The sequence below is a fragment of the Fenollaria massiliensis genome, from assembly GCF_000312505.2.
Taxonomy (GTDB): Bacteria; Bacillota; Clostridia; order Tissierellales; family Peptoniphilaceae; genus Fenollaria; species Fenollaria massiliensis.
The window spans coordinates 167,844-183,203 of the sequence record NZ_HG326227.1; the positions used below are offsets into that span (position 1 = coordinate 167,844).

Consider the following 15,360-nt stretch of genomic DNA (forward strand, 5'->3'; position numbering starts at 1 on the left):
GGAGGAATTATGAAAAATTTAGAAAAATCATATAATCCAGCTGATTTTGAAGATAATATTTATAAATTTTGGATGGACAATGAATATTTCAAGCCAAGCACTGACGATAGTAAAGAATCTTTTACCATCATCATGCCGCCACCAAACGTAACAGGTAACCTTCATCTTGGTCATGCACTTAATGGTACAATACAAGATATAGTTATCAGATATAAGAGAATGCAAGGCTACAACGCACTTTGGCTACCAGGAACTGACCATGCATCCATTTCTACTGAAGCAAAAGTTGTTGAAAAGCTTAAAAAAGAAGGCATTAAGAAGAGCGACTTAACAAGAGAAGAGTTCTTAGAAGAAGCTTGGGACTGGACTCATAAATATGGTGGCAACATCAAAGAGCAGCTAAAAAAATTAGGTTCATCATGTGATTGGTCTCGTGATAGCTTTACGCTTGATGAGCACTTAACAAAGGCTGTTTACGAAGTTTTTGAAAGGTTATACAAAAAAGATTATATTTATAGAGGCATGAGGATAGTTAACTGGTGTCCACACTGCCACACAGCTGTATCAGATACTGAAGTTATACATGAGCCACAAGAAGGAAAGATGTGGTATATAAAGTACCCATACTCAGATAAGACTGGCTATGTAACTATTGCAACTACTAGACCAGAGACACTTTTAGGTGACTTAGCAGTAGCTGTTAATCCAGACGATGAAAGATATACTGATTTAGTTGGCAAAACACTTGATTTGCCATTAACAGATAGACAAATACCAGTTATTGCCGATGAATATGTTGATTCATCCTTCGGTACAGGCTGCGTAAAGATTACGCCATCACATGACCCTAACGACTTCGAAGTAGGTGCTAGACACAATCTTGGTCAACTAATCGTTATAGATGAAGATGCTAAAATAAATGAAAATGGCTACGCTTACAAAGGTCTTGACAGATACGAAGCAAGAGAGAGAATAATCAAAGACCTTGACGAACAAGGCCTACTAGTAAAGGTAGAAAAACACGAAAACTCTGTTGGTCACTGCGAAAGATGCAATACAATCATCGAGCCATTAGCTTCACTTCAATGGTTTGTTAAGATGGAAGAGATGGCTAAAAAAGCGCTCGAAGCATATAGAGAAAACAAAGTAAATATAATTCCTGAAAGATTTGGTAAAATTTATGAAAATTGGCTTGAAAACATCAGAGACTGGTGTATTTCCCGTCAATTATGGTGGGGACACAGAATCCCTGTTTATTATTGTGACGACTGCGGTGAATACATCGTGAGTAAGGAAAAACCAGAAAAGTGCGATAAGTGCGGTTCAGAACATCTAAGACAAGATGAAGACACACTTGACACTTGGTTCTCATCAGCTCTTTGGCCATTCTCAACACTTGGCTGGCCAGACACAGACTCAGATGATTACAAGAGATTTTTCCCAACAGATTTATTAGTAACAGGCTATGACATAATATTCTTCTGGGTAAGTAGAATGATATTCTCATCATTAGAACAAACTGGCGAGGTACCATTTAAAGACGTGTTATTAACAGGTCTTATCAGAGACGTACAAGGCAGAAAGATGAGTAAATCACTAGGTAACGGCATTGACCCACTACAAGTAATTAGTGAATATGGCGCCGATGCGCTAAGATACTCACTTATCACAAATAACGCTCCAGGTAATGATATTAAATATAGCGTTAAAAAAGTTGAGCCACAAAGGAATTTTGCCAATAAATTATGGAACGCATCAAGATTTGTTCTTATGAACCTTGATGATAGAGATGACTATAGCGCCCGCTATGACAAATTAGAAAGAGAAGATAAGTGGATAATCTCAAGACTAAAAACTGTTGTAGACGAAATCAACAATAATCTTGATAAATACGAGATAGGTATAGCAGCTGCTAAAGTACAAGACTTTATTTGGGAGGACTTCTGCGACTGGTATATAGAACTTGTTAAGACAAGATTATACGATAGAGACAACATTAACGCTCAAAACGTTATTTTATACATCTTGGAAAATATTTTAAAGATACTTCATCCATTCATGCCATTTATCACAGAAGAGATTTGGAGCTACTTACCAAATAGAAAGACTCCACTAATCATCAGCGATTGGCCAAAGGATATAAAATATTACGAAGAAGAGCTAAATGATTTAGAATTAATCAAAAACGCTATCAAGGCAATTAGAAAGATGAAGACAGATATGAACATCGAGCCTTCAAAGCACTTCTCAATGCTAGTTTATCCAAACGATGAAGCGGCAGGAAAACTTTATAGTGATAGTGCTAATTATTTTAAAGACCTTGAACATATTGACAAAATCACTATACTTGATAATAAAGACATGATCAATAAAGATTTTACATCCATAATGATGACAAATGCGGAAATTTTCTTCCCATTAAACGAGTTAATAGATTTTGAAAAAGAAAAACAAAGACTTAAGGAAGAAAAAGAAAAATTAGATTTTGAAGTAGAAAGACTTGAGAAAAAACTTTCAAATGAAAAATTTGTTAGCAAAGCACCAAAAGATGTTGTTGACAAAGAGAAAGAAAAACTAGAAAATTACAAAGACTTATTAGATAAAACTATAAAGAGACTAGAAGAACTAAAGTAGGTGAGAGATGTATAAAGAAAATAAATTAAACAAAACCGGTATAGACATCAATAAAGCTTCGTGGCTATATACAGTACTTTTTATTGCATACATCTTCCTAGGCTCAATGCTTCAAACAGTAGACCTTTACCTAGGTTTATTCGCGGGCGAAGTGCTGATACTTTTAGTTCCAGTCTTAGTTTATGTTAAGCAAAAGAAAGTTAATTTCAAAAGATATTTTAGACTAAATAAAATCACAGGCAAAGAAGCACTTACATCAGTACTTTTAACACTTTTAGTTTATCCACTAGTTGGAATAAGCTCGGCACTTTTAATCAAGTTCTATAGCCTATTTGGCGAGGTAAGAGTACCACAGATCAACGTAAAATCAGGCGGAGTCATGAGCATATACAGCGTTTTGATTATAGGCGTGCTACCAGCCATTTGCGAAGAATTTTTCGTAAGAGGCCTTTTGAGCGCACCAGCAAAAAAATCAAAGGGAAAAGTATTTACCTATGTATATACAGCATTATTATTTATGCTAATGCATGTGAATCCATTCAACATAGTCGCGCCATTCATACTTGGATACGTATTTTCAGTTTTAAACGAAAAAACAAATTCACTTTACTCCTCAATGCTAGGCCACTTTACATTCAATACCTGCTCAGTTATACTTAGCATATTCCAAAAAGATTTGCTAGATAGCGCATCAGGTAGCGATATGAACGTATTAACACTAGGCGAAGCCGATTTAAACATAAGTCTTTTACAAGGCATATTCATGGTACTCATAGCCATAGTCATAATTTTTGTACTATATAGAGTTTTATCAAAAATGAAGACAAAAGAAGTGATAGAAGAAACAGACTGCACTTTGGACGTAGAAGCGCCAGCAAAGTTCTCATACCTGCCACTAGCCTTTAACATAGTAGTATGGATCATCATGGCAGGATTGCCTCTACTTATGTCACTAGGCATGATAAAAAATTTAGCAGTATAATATTTTTAAAATATTAAATAAATATTAAAAAAGTCTTGACAATTAAATCAATTTATAGTATCATAGACTAGTCAGCACGAGCTGACTAGTGTGCCCAGATAGCTCAGTCGGTAGAGCAGTAGACTGAAAATCTACGTGTGGCTGGTTCGATCCCGGCTCTGGGCACCACTTGCGGAAATGGCTCAGTGGTAGAGCATCGCCTTGCCAAGGCGAGGGTCGCGAGTTCGAATCTCGTTTTCCGCTCCATTTTTTTGGCGGCATAGCCAAGTGGTAAGGCACAGGTCTGCAAAACCTTGACCACCAGTTCAAATCTGGTTGCCGCCTCCACAAACTTGAAGCGTGTTTGAAGCACGCTTCTTTTTTTGCGCCTAAAATGCTTTTTGTGATATAATTATCTTAGGTGATGAAATGATTGCTATAGTTGACAGAGCTTATTATGATATTCTTCGCTATAAGCTTAGTGAATTTAATATAAAGGCTTTTCCATCGTTTGAGAGTAAAATTTTGAAAGGGGCGGTCAAGACTCATCCTGATATGTCACTTTTTAAATATGACGAAGAGACTTTAATTGCGAGCTGCGAATCTTTTGATTATTATAATGAAATTTTTAAAGGTACTAAGATAAATATCATCAATGCAAATGAAGATCCTCATGAAAAATATCCATCTGATATAAAGTTCAATGCGCTACGCGCAGGTGATCACTTGATTTGCAAAAGAGATGTATGTGCTAAAAGCATTATAAAACGTTTTGATGAGGAAAAGATTACAAACTCATCTCAAGGCTATGTGAAATGCTCTGTGATTGATATAGGTGGCGAGTATTTTGCGACGGATGACAAATATTTGCATGAAATTATAAAATCTTTGGGCAAAAAATGCATTTTGCTAGACAAGGGCTTTGTAAAGATTAAAGATTATGACTATGGATTTATAGGCGGGGCGAGTGGATATGCGCGTGATAAGATATTTTTAACGGGTAAAATTATTAGCGAGGCTAATAGGATTCGCTTGGAAGAATTTGCACGAGAAATCAATAAAGAATTGATTTATTTGACGGAATATGATATATTTGATATAGGAACTTTGATGATTATGGAGGAATAATATGCTAGTAAAACCATCGATATTGCCGGGTACTATGGAACTTTTACCTCATGAGCAATTAATTTTTAACAGGATGAAGGACATAATTAGAGAAACTTATGAACTTTTCTCTTTTTTACCTATTGATACGCCTGCTTTGGAGAAGACTGAGATACTTCTTGCTAAGGGCGGCGGAGAAACTGAAAAACAAATTTATAATATTGCAAATACTTCGACTGAGACATCTTTGCGCTTTGATTTGACTGTGCCTCTTGCAAGATACGTTAGTATGCATGAGCATGAACTTAAATTTCCATTCAAAAGATATCAAATCGCCAAGGTTTATAGGGGCGAGAGGAACCAAAAGGGTAGATACAGAGAGTTTTACCAATGTGACTGCGATATCATAGGCGATGAAAAGCTTTCAAAATTCTATGATGCAGAGCTTGTTAAAATTATCAGCATTATATTTAAAAAGTTTGGTTTTGATAAATTCACTATCATGATTAACAATAGAAATATCATGAATGGTTTCTTAAAGAGTCAAGGTGTTGAAGATACTGTAGAGGCTGTTCGCGCGCTTGATAAGTATGACAAGATAGGTAGAGATAGCCTTGAGGAACTTCTTATTAATCAAGGTATAAAGTCTGATTCTGTTAAAAAGATTATTGATTTAATCGAGTTTGAAGGAACAAATGAAGAGACTATCGCTCACTTGGAAGGGCTTGGTATTGATAATGAAATTTTCTTAAAAGGTCTTGCTGAGATGAAAGAAGTTTTGGAAAATATCAAATTATTTAATGTTGATAAAAATAATTATAAATTCACTTTAAAATTACAAAGAGGACTTGATTATTACACATCAACTGTTATTGAGACTGTTCTTGATGATTACAAGGAGCTGGGCAGTGTTGCTGGCGGCGGTAGCTATGAGAATCTTACTCAGTTCTACTCAAAGAGAGAGCTTCCAGGCGTTGGTATATCCATCGGATTAACAAGATTATTCTTCCAATTGAGTGAAAAGAACATTCTTCCAAAATTTGAAAGTGAAGAAAAATCTTTCTTGGTCGCTCCACTTGATATTGACATGAGCTACGCTATAAGCGTGTTAAATGAATTACATGAGTTAGGCGCTCACTCTGAAGTACTTTACTCCAAGATGAAGATGAAGAAAATTTTTGATTTTGCCGAAAGCTATAGCTTTGACTATATCATCTTCCTAGGACAAGAAGAACTAGAAAATAAGAAGTTATCGGTAAGAGACCTTAAGAGCAAAGAGAATATAAGCATTAGCATAGACGAATTGAAAACTTTAATAAAATAAATCAATCCCTATACGAATAAGTATAGGGATTTTTACATTTATTAAAGTATTACTTGAATGTAGCAGGTCTTTTGTGGTATAATAATTTTGAGGTGGTATGATGAAAAAACTTTTATTAATAGTTTTATCTGCTCTTATGTTTTTCATGAGTTTTAATTCTTATGCAAAAAATATTGAAGAATCAAAAATCAATAAAATATCTGGCCTTGTTAACTCTGATTTAGAGGATAAAGTGTTTGAATTACAAGGAGCTAATAAGGATGATGTGAAAGCTTTATTCATACCAGCAAGAGAGGTATTTACAAAGCTAAACTTTGATATATATTGGAACGGCGAGGACAAGTCTTGCTTTTTCAAAAAAGGTATAAAGAATATAAAGGTTAAGCTTGGATCGAAAAATTATATTACATCAAATAATAACAAGATCGAGCTTGATTATGCACCTATGCAAGTAGACATGAAGATGTATCTACCTATAGATGTTTTGTACTATTTACTTGATTATGATACATTTGTAGTCGCTGATACAATTTATATAAGAAATGCGATTGATGGCATAAAGACTGGTATAGTGAATGAGGCTAATTACAGCCTAGCTTATCCAGTATTTTTCAGTACTGAAGATGTAAAGAGAGCATATAGAAATAAAATTAATGAACAAATCAAGAAATTTGTTGATGAGCACGTTGAAAAAGCAAAGAATGATGCTAAACTTAAGAAAATGTATTTTACTTATGATATAGCAAGGTCTGACGAGAGATTAGTATCTTTATGCTTTTATATCAATAGTGTTTACAATGATGACTCTACAAACAGTGAATTTTATACAAAGACATTTAATTTCAATAGTGCTGAAGAGATTAAATATGAAGATTTAATTAAAAAAGATCAAAATGTTAGAGAGACGATACTTGAGGATTTAACTAAGACTGAAGAAGAAAAGAACAGCATTAGAAATAATATTAAGAATTATTATATCGTTGATAATTCTATAATCTTGTATTATTACAAGGATACGATTGGAAGTTCCAATATAGGATCTCACTATGTTAGAAGTGAGGACCTAAAATTTTATATAAATGAGGAATATTTAAAATATTTTAATTAAAGGAGTGTAATTATATGAAGGTTGCATTAGTAATGGGCAGCATCTCTGATAAAGAGGTTGTTGAAAAATCACAAAAAGTACTTGATGATTTTGGGGTTGAGTATGAGACAAGAGTTATCTCAGCTCACAGAACACCAGAAGTAGCATTTGATTTTGCTAAAAACGCAAAAAAGAATGGTATCGAGGCAATTATAACATTTGCAGGTAAGGCTGCACACTTAGGAGGAGTCATAGCAGGACTTAGTACTCTACCAGTTATAGGAGTTCCTGTAAAGAGCTCTTTAATGGATGGACTTGATTCACTTCTTTCAATTGTTCAAATGCCTAAGGGCGTTCCAGTTGCTACAGTTGCTGTCAATGGCGCAGAAAACGCAGCGATACTAGCTGTTCAAATCTTAGCCATCAAATACGATGAACTTGCTAAGAAACTTGAAGATTATAAGGTTAAGATGAGAGATGACATCGTTAAAATCGATGCAGAACTTAATAAGTAGGTAGAACTATGGGATTAACATATAAAGACGCTGGTGTAGATAAGACTAAGGGCTACGAAGAAGTAAAACTTATCAAGAGCCTTATCAAATCTACAAACAGAGACGGAGTTTTAAACGATATAGGAAATTTTTCAGGTTTATTCAAGATAGATCTTAAAAAGTATGATAAACCAGTATTAGTAAGTGGCACAGATGGTGTAGGAACAAAATTAAAGCTTGCATTTATCTTAGATAAGCACGACACAATCGGTATAGATGCTGTGGCAATGTGTGTTAACGACATCATTTGTCAAGGTGCTGAACCACTTTTCTTCCTTGATTACATCGCTTCATCTAAACTTATCCCTGAAAAGATGGCTGAGATAGTATCAGGTGTTGCTGAGGGATGCAAGATGAGTCATGCTGCGCTTATAGGCGGAGAAACAGCTGAAATGCCAGGCTTCTACGGAGAAGGCGAGTACGATATAGCTGGTTTTGCTGTAGGTGTAGTAAATGAAGATAAGATTATAGATGGCTCAAAGATTGAAGATGGTGACGTTATCATCGGTCTTAGATCAAGTGGCGTTCACTCAAATGGTTTTTCACTAGTTAGAAAAATTATTTTTGATAATGATAAAGTTGATGTAAACAAAAAATATGACGGACTTGATGATACTTTACTAAATGTTTTACTTACACCAACAAGAATTTATTACGATCCAATGATGGATATCATCGAACATGTTAATGTTAAGGCAATTTCACACATAACAGGCGGCGGCTTCTACGAAAACATTCCTAGAATGATTAAAGACGGCTACACAGCTGTTATAGACCTAAAAGATTATGAAATACCACAAATTTTCAAATATTTAATGACTTGGGCTGACGTTCATATAGAAGAAATGTTCGGTACATTCAATATGGGTATAGGCATGGTATTTGCTGTATCTAAGGACGAATTAGCAAAAACTGAAGAACTTCTTAATAAACATGGCGAAGATTATATAATACTAGGTCATATTGAAGAAAAAGAAACTAAGGAAAAAATATGTCTAAATTTAAAATAGCCGTTCTAGCATCTGGTTCTGGCACTAATTTTCAAGCCATAATCGATGCGGTTAAAGAAAAAAAGCTTGATGCTGAGATAGTTTGTCTTATAAGCGATAGAAAAGCTGCCTATGCACAAGAAAGAGCTAAGGACAATGGTATTGATACCTACTACTTTAGTATTAAAAAATATGCTGACAGCGATGAATTTAATCACGCAATCGTAGAAGTACTTGATAAGTATGAGCCAGATTTAATTGTACTTGCAGGATACTTAAAGATTTTATCACATGAATTTATACAAAAGTATAGAGGCAAAATCATCAACATACATCCATCACTAATACCAAAGCACTGCGGCGATGGTTTTTGGGGCATGAAAGTTCATGAGAGCGTTATTAAAGCAGGCGATGAGTACTCTGGAGCTACAGTTCATTTTGTTGATGAAGGAACAGATACGGGCAAAATTATTATACAAAGAAAAATCAAGCTAGCTGAGGACGAAACGGCAGAATCTTTGCAGAAGAAGATTTTAAATGAGATAGAACACAAAATTTTGATTGAAGCGATAAATAAAATAATAGGGGGCAAAATTAATGAAAAAAGCATTGATTAGCGTTTATGACAAAACAGGCATCGTTGAATTTGCTAAAGAGCTTGAAAATTTAGGCTACGGTATAATTTCAACTGGTGGAACTTATAAAAAACTCATAGACGCTGGCTTAAAAGTAGAAGAAGTTACTGAAGTAACTAATTTTCCAGAATGTTTAGATGGCAGAGTAAAGACATTAAATCCATATATCCACTGTGGTATTCTTTATAGAAGAGACTTAGAAGAGGATAAGGATTTTGTAAAAAAGATGAATATATCAGATATTGACATCATAGTTAACAATCTATATCCATTCGAAGAATATGTTAATGACCCAAGCAAAACTCACGAAGAAATTATCGAAAAGATAGATATAGGCGGACCATCTATGATTAGAGCGGCTGCTAAAAACTATAAATTCGTGACAGTTATCATGGATCCAAGCGATTTTGATCTAGTATTAAAAGAACTAAAAGAAAATAAAGAAACATCTCTTAAGACAAGAGAGTATCTTGCTGGAAAAGTATTTAACTACACAGCTTATTATGATTCACTAATCGCTGCTTACTTTAATAAAAAAGAAGGAATTGATTTTCCTGAGTACTATACTAAGGGCTACAAGAAGATTAGTTCACTTAGATATGGCGAAAACCCACATCAAAAAGCAGCTTTCTATAAAGAGTCAAAAGTTGAAGAAGGCTCTTTAGTATCAGCAAAGCAATTACATGGCAAGGAATTATCATTTAATAATATTAATGATGCTAATGGCGCTTTAGAAACATTAAAGATGTTTACAGAAAAACCAACAATAGTTGCCGTTAAGCACACAAACCCATGTGGCGTTGGTTCAGCAGATACTTTAGCTGAAGCATTTAGAAAGGCTCGTGACTGTGACGACCAATCAATCTTTGGTGGCATCATAGCATCAAATAGAGAGATAGACGCTGAAACAGCTGAAGAGATGAGAGACATCTTCTTAGAAGTAATCATGGCTCCATCATATACAGAAGAGGCCTTTAAAATATTAACAGACAAAAAGAAAAACAGAAGAATATTAACAATTGAAAATATTACAAATAATGAGTACACATCAAAGGATATGAAAAAGTACTATCTGGAATGATACTTCAAGACAGAGATACAGAGCTTTTTGAGGACTTTGAATGTGTAACAGAGAGAAAACCAACAGAAAAAGAAATAGAAGATCTTAAATTTGGATGGAAAGTAGTTAAGAACTGCAAGTCAAACGCAACACTACTTGCAAAAGACTCAGCTACAGTCGGTATAGGCCTTGGCAGCGTAAACAGATTCTTCACTGTAGAAAGATCAGTTAAGATGGCTGGAGACAAAGCAAAAGGAGCAGTGCTTGCATCAGATGCTTTCTTCCCATTCACAGACTCAGTTGAATTACTTGCAAAACAAGGCGTTACAGCCATAATTCAACCGGGCGGATCAGTAGCAGACGAAGACGTTATAAAGTGCTGCAACGAACACAATATAGCAATGATATTCACTCATATGAGACATTTTAGACATTAGGAGGTAAAAAATGGAGAAGTTTTTTGAATTAAAGAAAAACGGAACAAACACAAGAACCGAGATAGTTGCCGGTATTACTACATTTATGACTATGGCATACATCCTAGTAGTAAACCCAATTATTTTAGGATCAACAGGCATGGATCAAAACGCAATTTTTACAGCGACAGCACTATCAGCAGCAATCGCTACATTAATCATGGCATTATACGCTAAATATCCATTCGCCTTAGCACCAGGTATGGGTCTTAATGCATATTTCGCTTATTCAGTAGTAGCTAATCAAGGACTTTCTTGGGAATTTGCATTAACAGCTGTATTGATAGAAGGTATTATATTTATCGCTCTATCATTTTTCAAAGGAAGAGAAGTAATTTTCGACGCTATACCATTGACACTAAAAAAAGCAGTTTCAGTAGGTATAGGCTTATTCATTTCTCTAATCGGTCTATCAGGATCAGGCATAATAGTTCACCCTGAAGGAACAATCGTTGGACTAGGAAATATTAAAGAAGGCACAGCATTATTAGCACTTATTGGTTTATTAATTACATTTATACTAGTAATTAGAAAAGTTAAAGGCGCATTATTACTTGGAATTATTTTAACAACAATTATCGGTATTCCTATGGGAATAACAACAATACCTGAAGGCTTTAAAATATTCTCACTACCACCATCAGTTGAACCAATAGCGTTTAAATTTGATTTTTCACAAGTTTTCTCAACACAAATGTTTATGGCTGTACTAACATTTTTATTCGTAGATATGTTCGATACAGTAGGTACACTAGCAGGTGTTGCATCAAAATCAAATATGCTAGATAAAGATGGCAAATTACCTAGAGTAAGTAAGGCTTTCTTCGCTGATTCAGTAGGTACAGTAGTTGGATCTATGCTTGGTACTTCAACAGTAACAACATTTGTTGAATCATCAGCAGGTGTTGCTGAAGGCGGAAGAACTGGTTTAACATCACTAACAACAGCAGTTATGTTCTTATTAGCATTATTCATCGCACCAATATTTACACTAGTACCAGCAGCAGCAACAGCTCCAGCACTTATTACAGTTGGTATGTTCATGATGGAACCAATCATGGATATAGATTTTAGAGATTATACAGAAGCAATCCCAGCATTCTTAACTATAGCTATGATGCCATTTGCATACAGCATCGCTGAAGGTATCTTCTTTGGTATGATTAGCTACACAATATTAAAGACAGTCGCTGGCAGATATAAAGAAGTTTCTCCACTTATGTGGATACTTTCGATATTATTTATATTAAGATATATATTTATAGTATAAATTAGTTTATTAAATCGTTAAATGTGGTATATATAATACTGTAGAGTATAAAATAAATTTACGATATTATAAAGGAGGTACAAATGAAAACAGACGTACAAATTGCTCAAGAAGCAAAAATGAAAGACATAACAGAAATCGCGGCACACTTAAATATTGATGATGAGGACCTAATACAATATGGTCACTACAAAGCTAAGGTAGACCTAAGAGTTTTTGATAAACTAAAAGACAAAAAAGATGGTAAACTTATCTTAGTTACAGCTATCAACCCAACACCAGCAGGTGAAGGAAAGACAACTGTTAACATCGGTTTATCTATGGCTTTAAACAAATTAGGTAAAAAAGCTATCTCAGCTCTAAGAGAACCATCATTAGGACCATCATTTGGCGTTAAAGGCGGAGCAGCAGGCGGCGGCTATGCACAAGTAGTTCCTATGGCTGATATAAACCTACACTTCACAGGAGACTTCCACGCAATAACATCAGCTAATAACTTAATCTCAGCTATGTTAGACAACCACATTCATCAAGGCAATGAACAAGGCATAGATATAAGAAGAGTTGTTTGGAAGAGATGCGTTGACTTAAACGACAGAGCTTTAAGAAACGTTATAGTTGGTCTAGGTGGAAAACCTAATGGCTATCCAAGAGAAGACGGCTTTGACATAACAGTAGCTTCAGAAATCATGGCTATATTATGTCTATCAACTAGTCTTGAAAACTTCAAAGAAAGAGTATCAAGAGTAATTATTGCTTATAGACGTGACGGATCACCAGTTTATGTTAAAGACATCAAGGCACAAGGCGCAGTAACATTACTTATGAAAGACGCTATCATGCCAAACTTAGTACAAACACTTGAAAATACACCAGCACTAATCCATGGTGGACCATTTGCTAATATCGCTCACGGTTGTAACTCAATTATGGCAACAAAACTTGGTATGAAGCTAGCTGATTACACAGTTACTGAAGCAGGTTTCGGCGCTGACCTTGGAGCAGAAAAGTTCTTAGACATCAAATGTAGATTTGGTGATTTAAAACCATCAGCAGCAGTTATAGTTGCTACAATAAGAGCTTTAAAACATCACGGTGGAGCTACAAAAGAAAATTATGATAAAGAAGATTTAGTGGCACTTGAAAAAGGCTTTGCAAATCTTGAAAAACACATAGAAAATATTAAGAAATTCGGACTACCAGCTATAGTTTCTATAAACAGATTCCCAAGCGATACTGAAAATGAAATTAAGTTTATTGAAGACAGATTAGCTAAGATGGGCGTTGAATGCTCACTTACAGAAGTATTCGCAAAAGGCGGAGACGGAGCATTAGATCTAGCTGAAAAAGTTATCAAAGTATGCGATGAAGGCAAAGCAAACTTCAAACCATTATACGATGTTAACCTTTCAATCAAAGAAAAACTTGAAATAATCGCTAAAGAAGTTTATGGAGCTGACGGAGTAGAATTTACTGTACCAGCAATGAAGAACGTCAAGAACTTAGAAAAATTAGGCTTAGACAAGATGCCAATCTGCGTTGCTAAGACACAATATTCATTATCTGATAACCCAGACTTACTTGCAAGACCTGAAGGCTTCCACATAGTAGTTAGAGAAGTAAAAGTATCAAATGGAGCTGGATTCTTGATAGCACTTACAGGCAGCATAATGACAATGCCAGGTCTACCAAAGGTACCAGCAGCAGACAACATTGACATATTACCATCAGGAGAAATAGTAGGATTATTCTAAATAATAATATAGAGGGGGAAAAGAAATGGCTTACAGTTCAAAATTAAAAAGCGAACAAACAGACGGCTTCTTCGAAGCAATCTTATCGCTAGAAACAATGGAAGAATGCTACAGATTCTTTGAAGACATCTGCACAATCAAAGAAATTCAAGCAATAGCTCAAAGACTTGAAGTAGCAAAACAACTTAAAGAAAACAAAACTTACAACGAAATCGAAGTGGCAACAGGCGCTTCAACAGCTACAATCTCTAGAATCAACAGATCACTTAACTACGGTGCTGACGGTTACAAGTTAATATTCAAAAAATTAGGCTTAGAAGACTAATATAAATGAGGCTCCTTGATGGAGCCTTATTTATTTTCTATATTTAAAAAGCAAGTAGCGTTAAACTACTTGCTTTTTTAATGCTTATGGTGCCGAAGGCGGGGGTCGAACCCGCACGGTATTGCTACCGCAGGATTTTGAGTCCTGTACGTCTGCCAATTCCATCACTTCGGCTTACCAGTATATATTAACATACTTTAGGATAAAAATCAAGAAAAATTTTATATAAGATGTAATTAAGTTAAATGAAAATATTTATAAAAAGAGCTCTCGTTATTGAGAGCTCATCTTGTATCTAAAAAATATTTTAATTATTTATCTAAAAATTCTTCATATAATCTTTGTGCTGTTTCTGTACCAGCTATACCGCCGATGGCTGTTTCTTTTAGTGCAACTGGTAGTTCTTTACCAACATTACCCATAGCGCCAACTGTTTCATCAAAAGGTATTAGTGCTTCAACGCCTGCTAGTGCAAGGTCTGCTGATATGATTGCGTTTACTACGCCTGATGCATTTCTTAAATTACATGGATACTCAACAAGACCACAAACTGGGTCACATATAAGTCCCATGATGTTTTTAAGTGCAAAACTTGCTGATGTAAATATTTGTTCTATGCTTCCGCCTTTTAGTTCAACTATAGCAGCGGCAGCCATTGCAGCGGCAGCGCCGCATTCTGCTTGGCATCCGCCTTCAGCACCTGATATAGTTGCATTAACTGCGATTATTTCACCAACTGCTGAAGCTGTTAATAGGGCATTAAATATTTCATCATCTGTGTGATTAAATTCTTCTTGCATAGTAACTAGTGTTGCTGGCAAAATTCCTGATGCACCTGCTGTAGGAGCGGCAACTATTCTACCCATGGATGCGTTTATTTCTGATGTAGATAAGGCTCTTGCCATAGCCTTATTGATTAACGAGCCAGATACTGAATTGCCGCTTTCGGCATATTCATTAACTTTAAAAGCGTTTTTTCCAGTCATTCCGCTCATTGACATGATTGGTGTTTCAAGACCAGCTGTAGCTGATTTTTTCATAATTTCATAAGTTTTTCTTAAGTACTCATAAACATCTTCTTTACTTAGCTCTTCAGCTTCCATCTCTTCTTGTAATTGTAATTCATATATTTTTTTGTTTTGTTCTTTGCATGCGTCCATCATGCTTGAAGCGCTTGTATACAT

General features: G+C 35.1%; 12 protein-coding genes, 4 tRNA genes and 1 pseudogene. 15 read left to right on the top strand and 2 right to left on the bottom strand.

Annotated features, from left to right (window positions below):
* Positions 1-9: 9 nt before the first annotated feature.
* From BN30_RS06630 to BN30_RS06700, 15 genes and pseudogenes are all read left to right on the top strand, one after another.
* Complete coding sequence (locus BN30_RS06630; RefSeq protein ID WP_019214724.1) at positions 10-2,634, top strand: valine--tRNA ligase; 2,625 nt, start codon at positions 10-12, stop codon at positions 2,632-2,634.
* Positions 2,635-2,641: 7 nt separating this feature from the next.
* Positions 2,642-3,616, top strand: a complete 975-nt coding sequence (locus BN30_RS06635) for a CPBP family intramembrane glutamic endopeptidase (protein ID WP_019214725.1) — start codon at positions 2,642-2,644, stop codon at positions 3,614-3,616.
* Positions 3,617-3,708: 92 nt separating this feature from the next.
* Positions 3,709-3,784: transfer RNA gene (locus BN30_RS06640), tRNA-Phe, on the top strand.
* Between the two features lie 3 nt (positions 3,785-3,787).
* A tRNA-Gly gene (locus tag BN30_RS06645) sits at positions 3,788-3,862 on the top strand.
* 7 nt (positions 3,863-3,869) lie between these two features.
* Positions 3,870-3,943: transfer RNA gene (locus BN30_RS06650), tRNA-Cys, on the top strand.
* A gap of 81 nt (positions 3,944-4,024) precedes the next feature.
* Positions 4,025-4,723 (top strand): DUF6873 family GME fold protein, encoded by a 699-nt coding sequence (locus tag BN30_RS06655; protein WP_019214726.1) that lies wholly within the window; start codon positions 4,025-4,027, stop codon positions 4,721-4,723.
* 1 nt (position 4,724) lies between these two features.
* The gene (gene hisS, locus BN30_RS06660; protein ID WP_019214727.1) at positions 4,725-6,026 is read left to right on the top strand and encodes a histidine--tRNA ligase; all 1,302 of its coding nucleotides are present in this window, start codon (positions 4,725-4,727) and stop codon (positions 6,024-6,026) included.
* 100 nt (positions 6,027-6,126) lie between these two features.
* Positions 6,127-7,134, top strand: coding sequence for a copper amine oxidase N-terminal domain-containing protein (locus BN30_RS06665; protein WP_019214728.1), 1,008 nt, complete (start codon positions 6,127-6,129; stop codon positions 7,132-7,134).
* A 14-nt stretch (positions 7,135-7,148) separates the two neighbouring features.
* Positions 7,149-7,628 (top strand): 5-(carboxyamino)imidazole ribonucleotide mutase, encoded by a 480-nt coding sequence (gene purE, locus BN30_RS06670; protein ID WP_019214729.1) that lies wholly within the window; start codon positions 7,149-7,151, stop codon positions 7,626-7,628.
* 8 nt (positions 7,629-7,636) lie between these two features.
* Positions 7,637-8,677: a phosphoribosylformylglycinamidine cyclo-ligase gene (purM, locus tag BN30_RS06675; protein WP_019214730.1), complete on the top strand. Its 1,041-nt coding sequence runs from the start codon at positions 7,637-7,639 to the stop codon at positions 8,675-8,677.
* Positions 8,659-9,273, top strand: a complete 615-nt coding sequence (gene purN, locus BN30_RS06680; RefSeq protein ID WP_019214731.1) for a phosphoribosylglycinamide formyltransferase — start codon at positions 8,659-8,661, stop codon at positions 9,271-9,273. Before purM ends, purN begins: the two co-directional genes overlap by 19 nt.
* Positions 9,254-10,788: pseudogene (gene purH / locus BN30_RS09295) on the top strand (bifunctional phosphoribosylaminoimidazolecarboxamide formyltransferase/IMP cyclohydrolase). Before purN ends, purH begins: the two are co-directional and overlap by 20 nt.
* 10 nt (positions 10,789-10,798) lie before the next feature.
* Positions 10,799-12,097 (top strand): NCS2 family permease, encoded by a 1,299-nt coding sequence (locus BN30_RS06690; RefSeq protein ID WP_019214734.1) that lies wholly within the window; start codon positions 10,799-10,801, stop codon positions 12,095-12,097.
* 83 nt (positions 12,098-12,180) lie between these two features.
* The gene (locus tag BN30_RS06695) at positions 12,181-13,851 is read left to right on the top strand and encodes a formate--tetrahydrofolate ligase (protein ID WP_019214735.1); all 1,671 of its coding nucleotides are present in this window, start codon (positions 12,181-12,183) and stop codon (positions 13,849-13,851) included.
* Between the two features lie 25 nt (positions 13,852-13,876).
* A complete protein-coding gene (locus BN30_RS06700; protein WP_019214736.1) occupies positions 13,877-14,176 on the top strand; it encodes a YerC/YecD family TrpR-related protein in 300 nt (99 codons plus the stop codon).
* A gap of 87 nt (positions 14,177-14,263) precedes the next feature.
* On the opposite strand, the gene BN30_RS06705 is transcribed toward BN30_RS06700, so the two are convergent.
* Together BN30_RS06705 and sdaAA are read right to left on the bottom strand one after the other, a co-directional pair.
* Positions 14,264-14,350 (bottom strand) — tRNA-Leu (locus BN30_RS06705).
* Positions 14,351-14,487: 137 nt separating this feature from the next.
* The gene (gene sdaAA, locus BN30_RS06710) at positions 14,488-15,360 is read right to left on the bottom strand and encodes an L-serine ammonia-lyase, iron-sulfur-dependent, subunit alpha (protein WP_019214737.1); all 873 of its coding nucleotides are present in this window, start codon (positions 15,358-15,360) and stop codon (positions 14,488-14,490) included.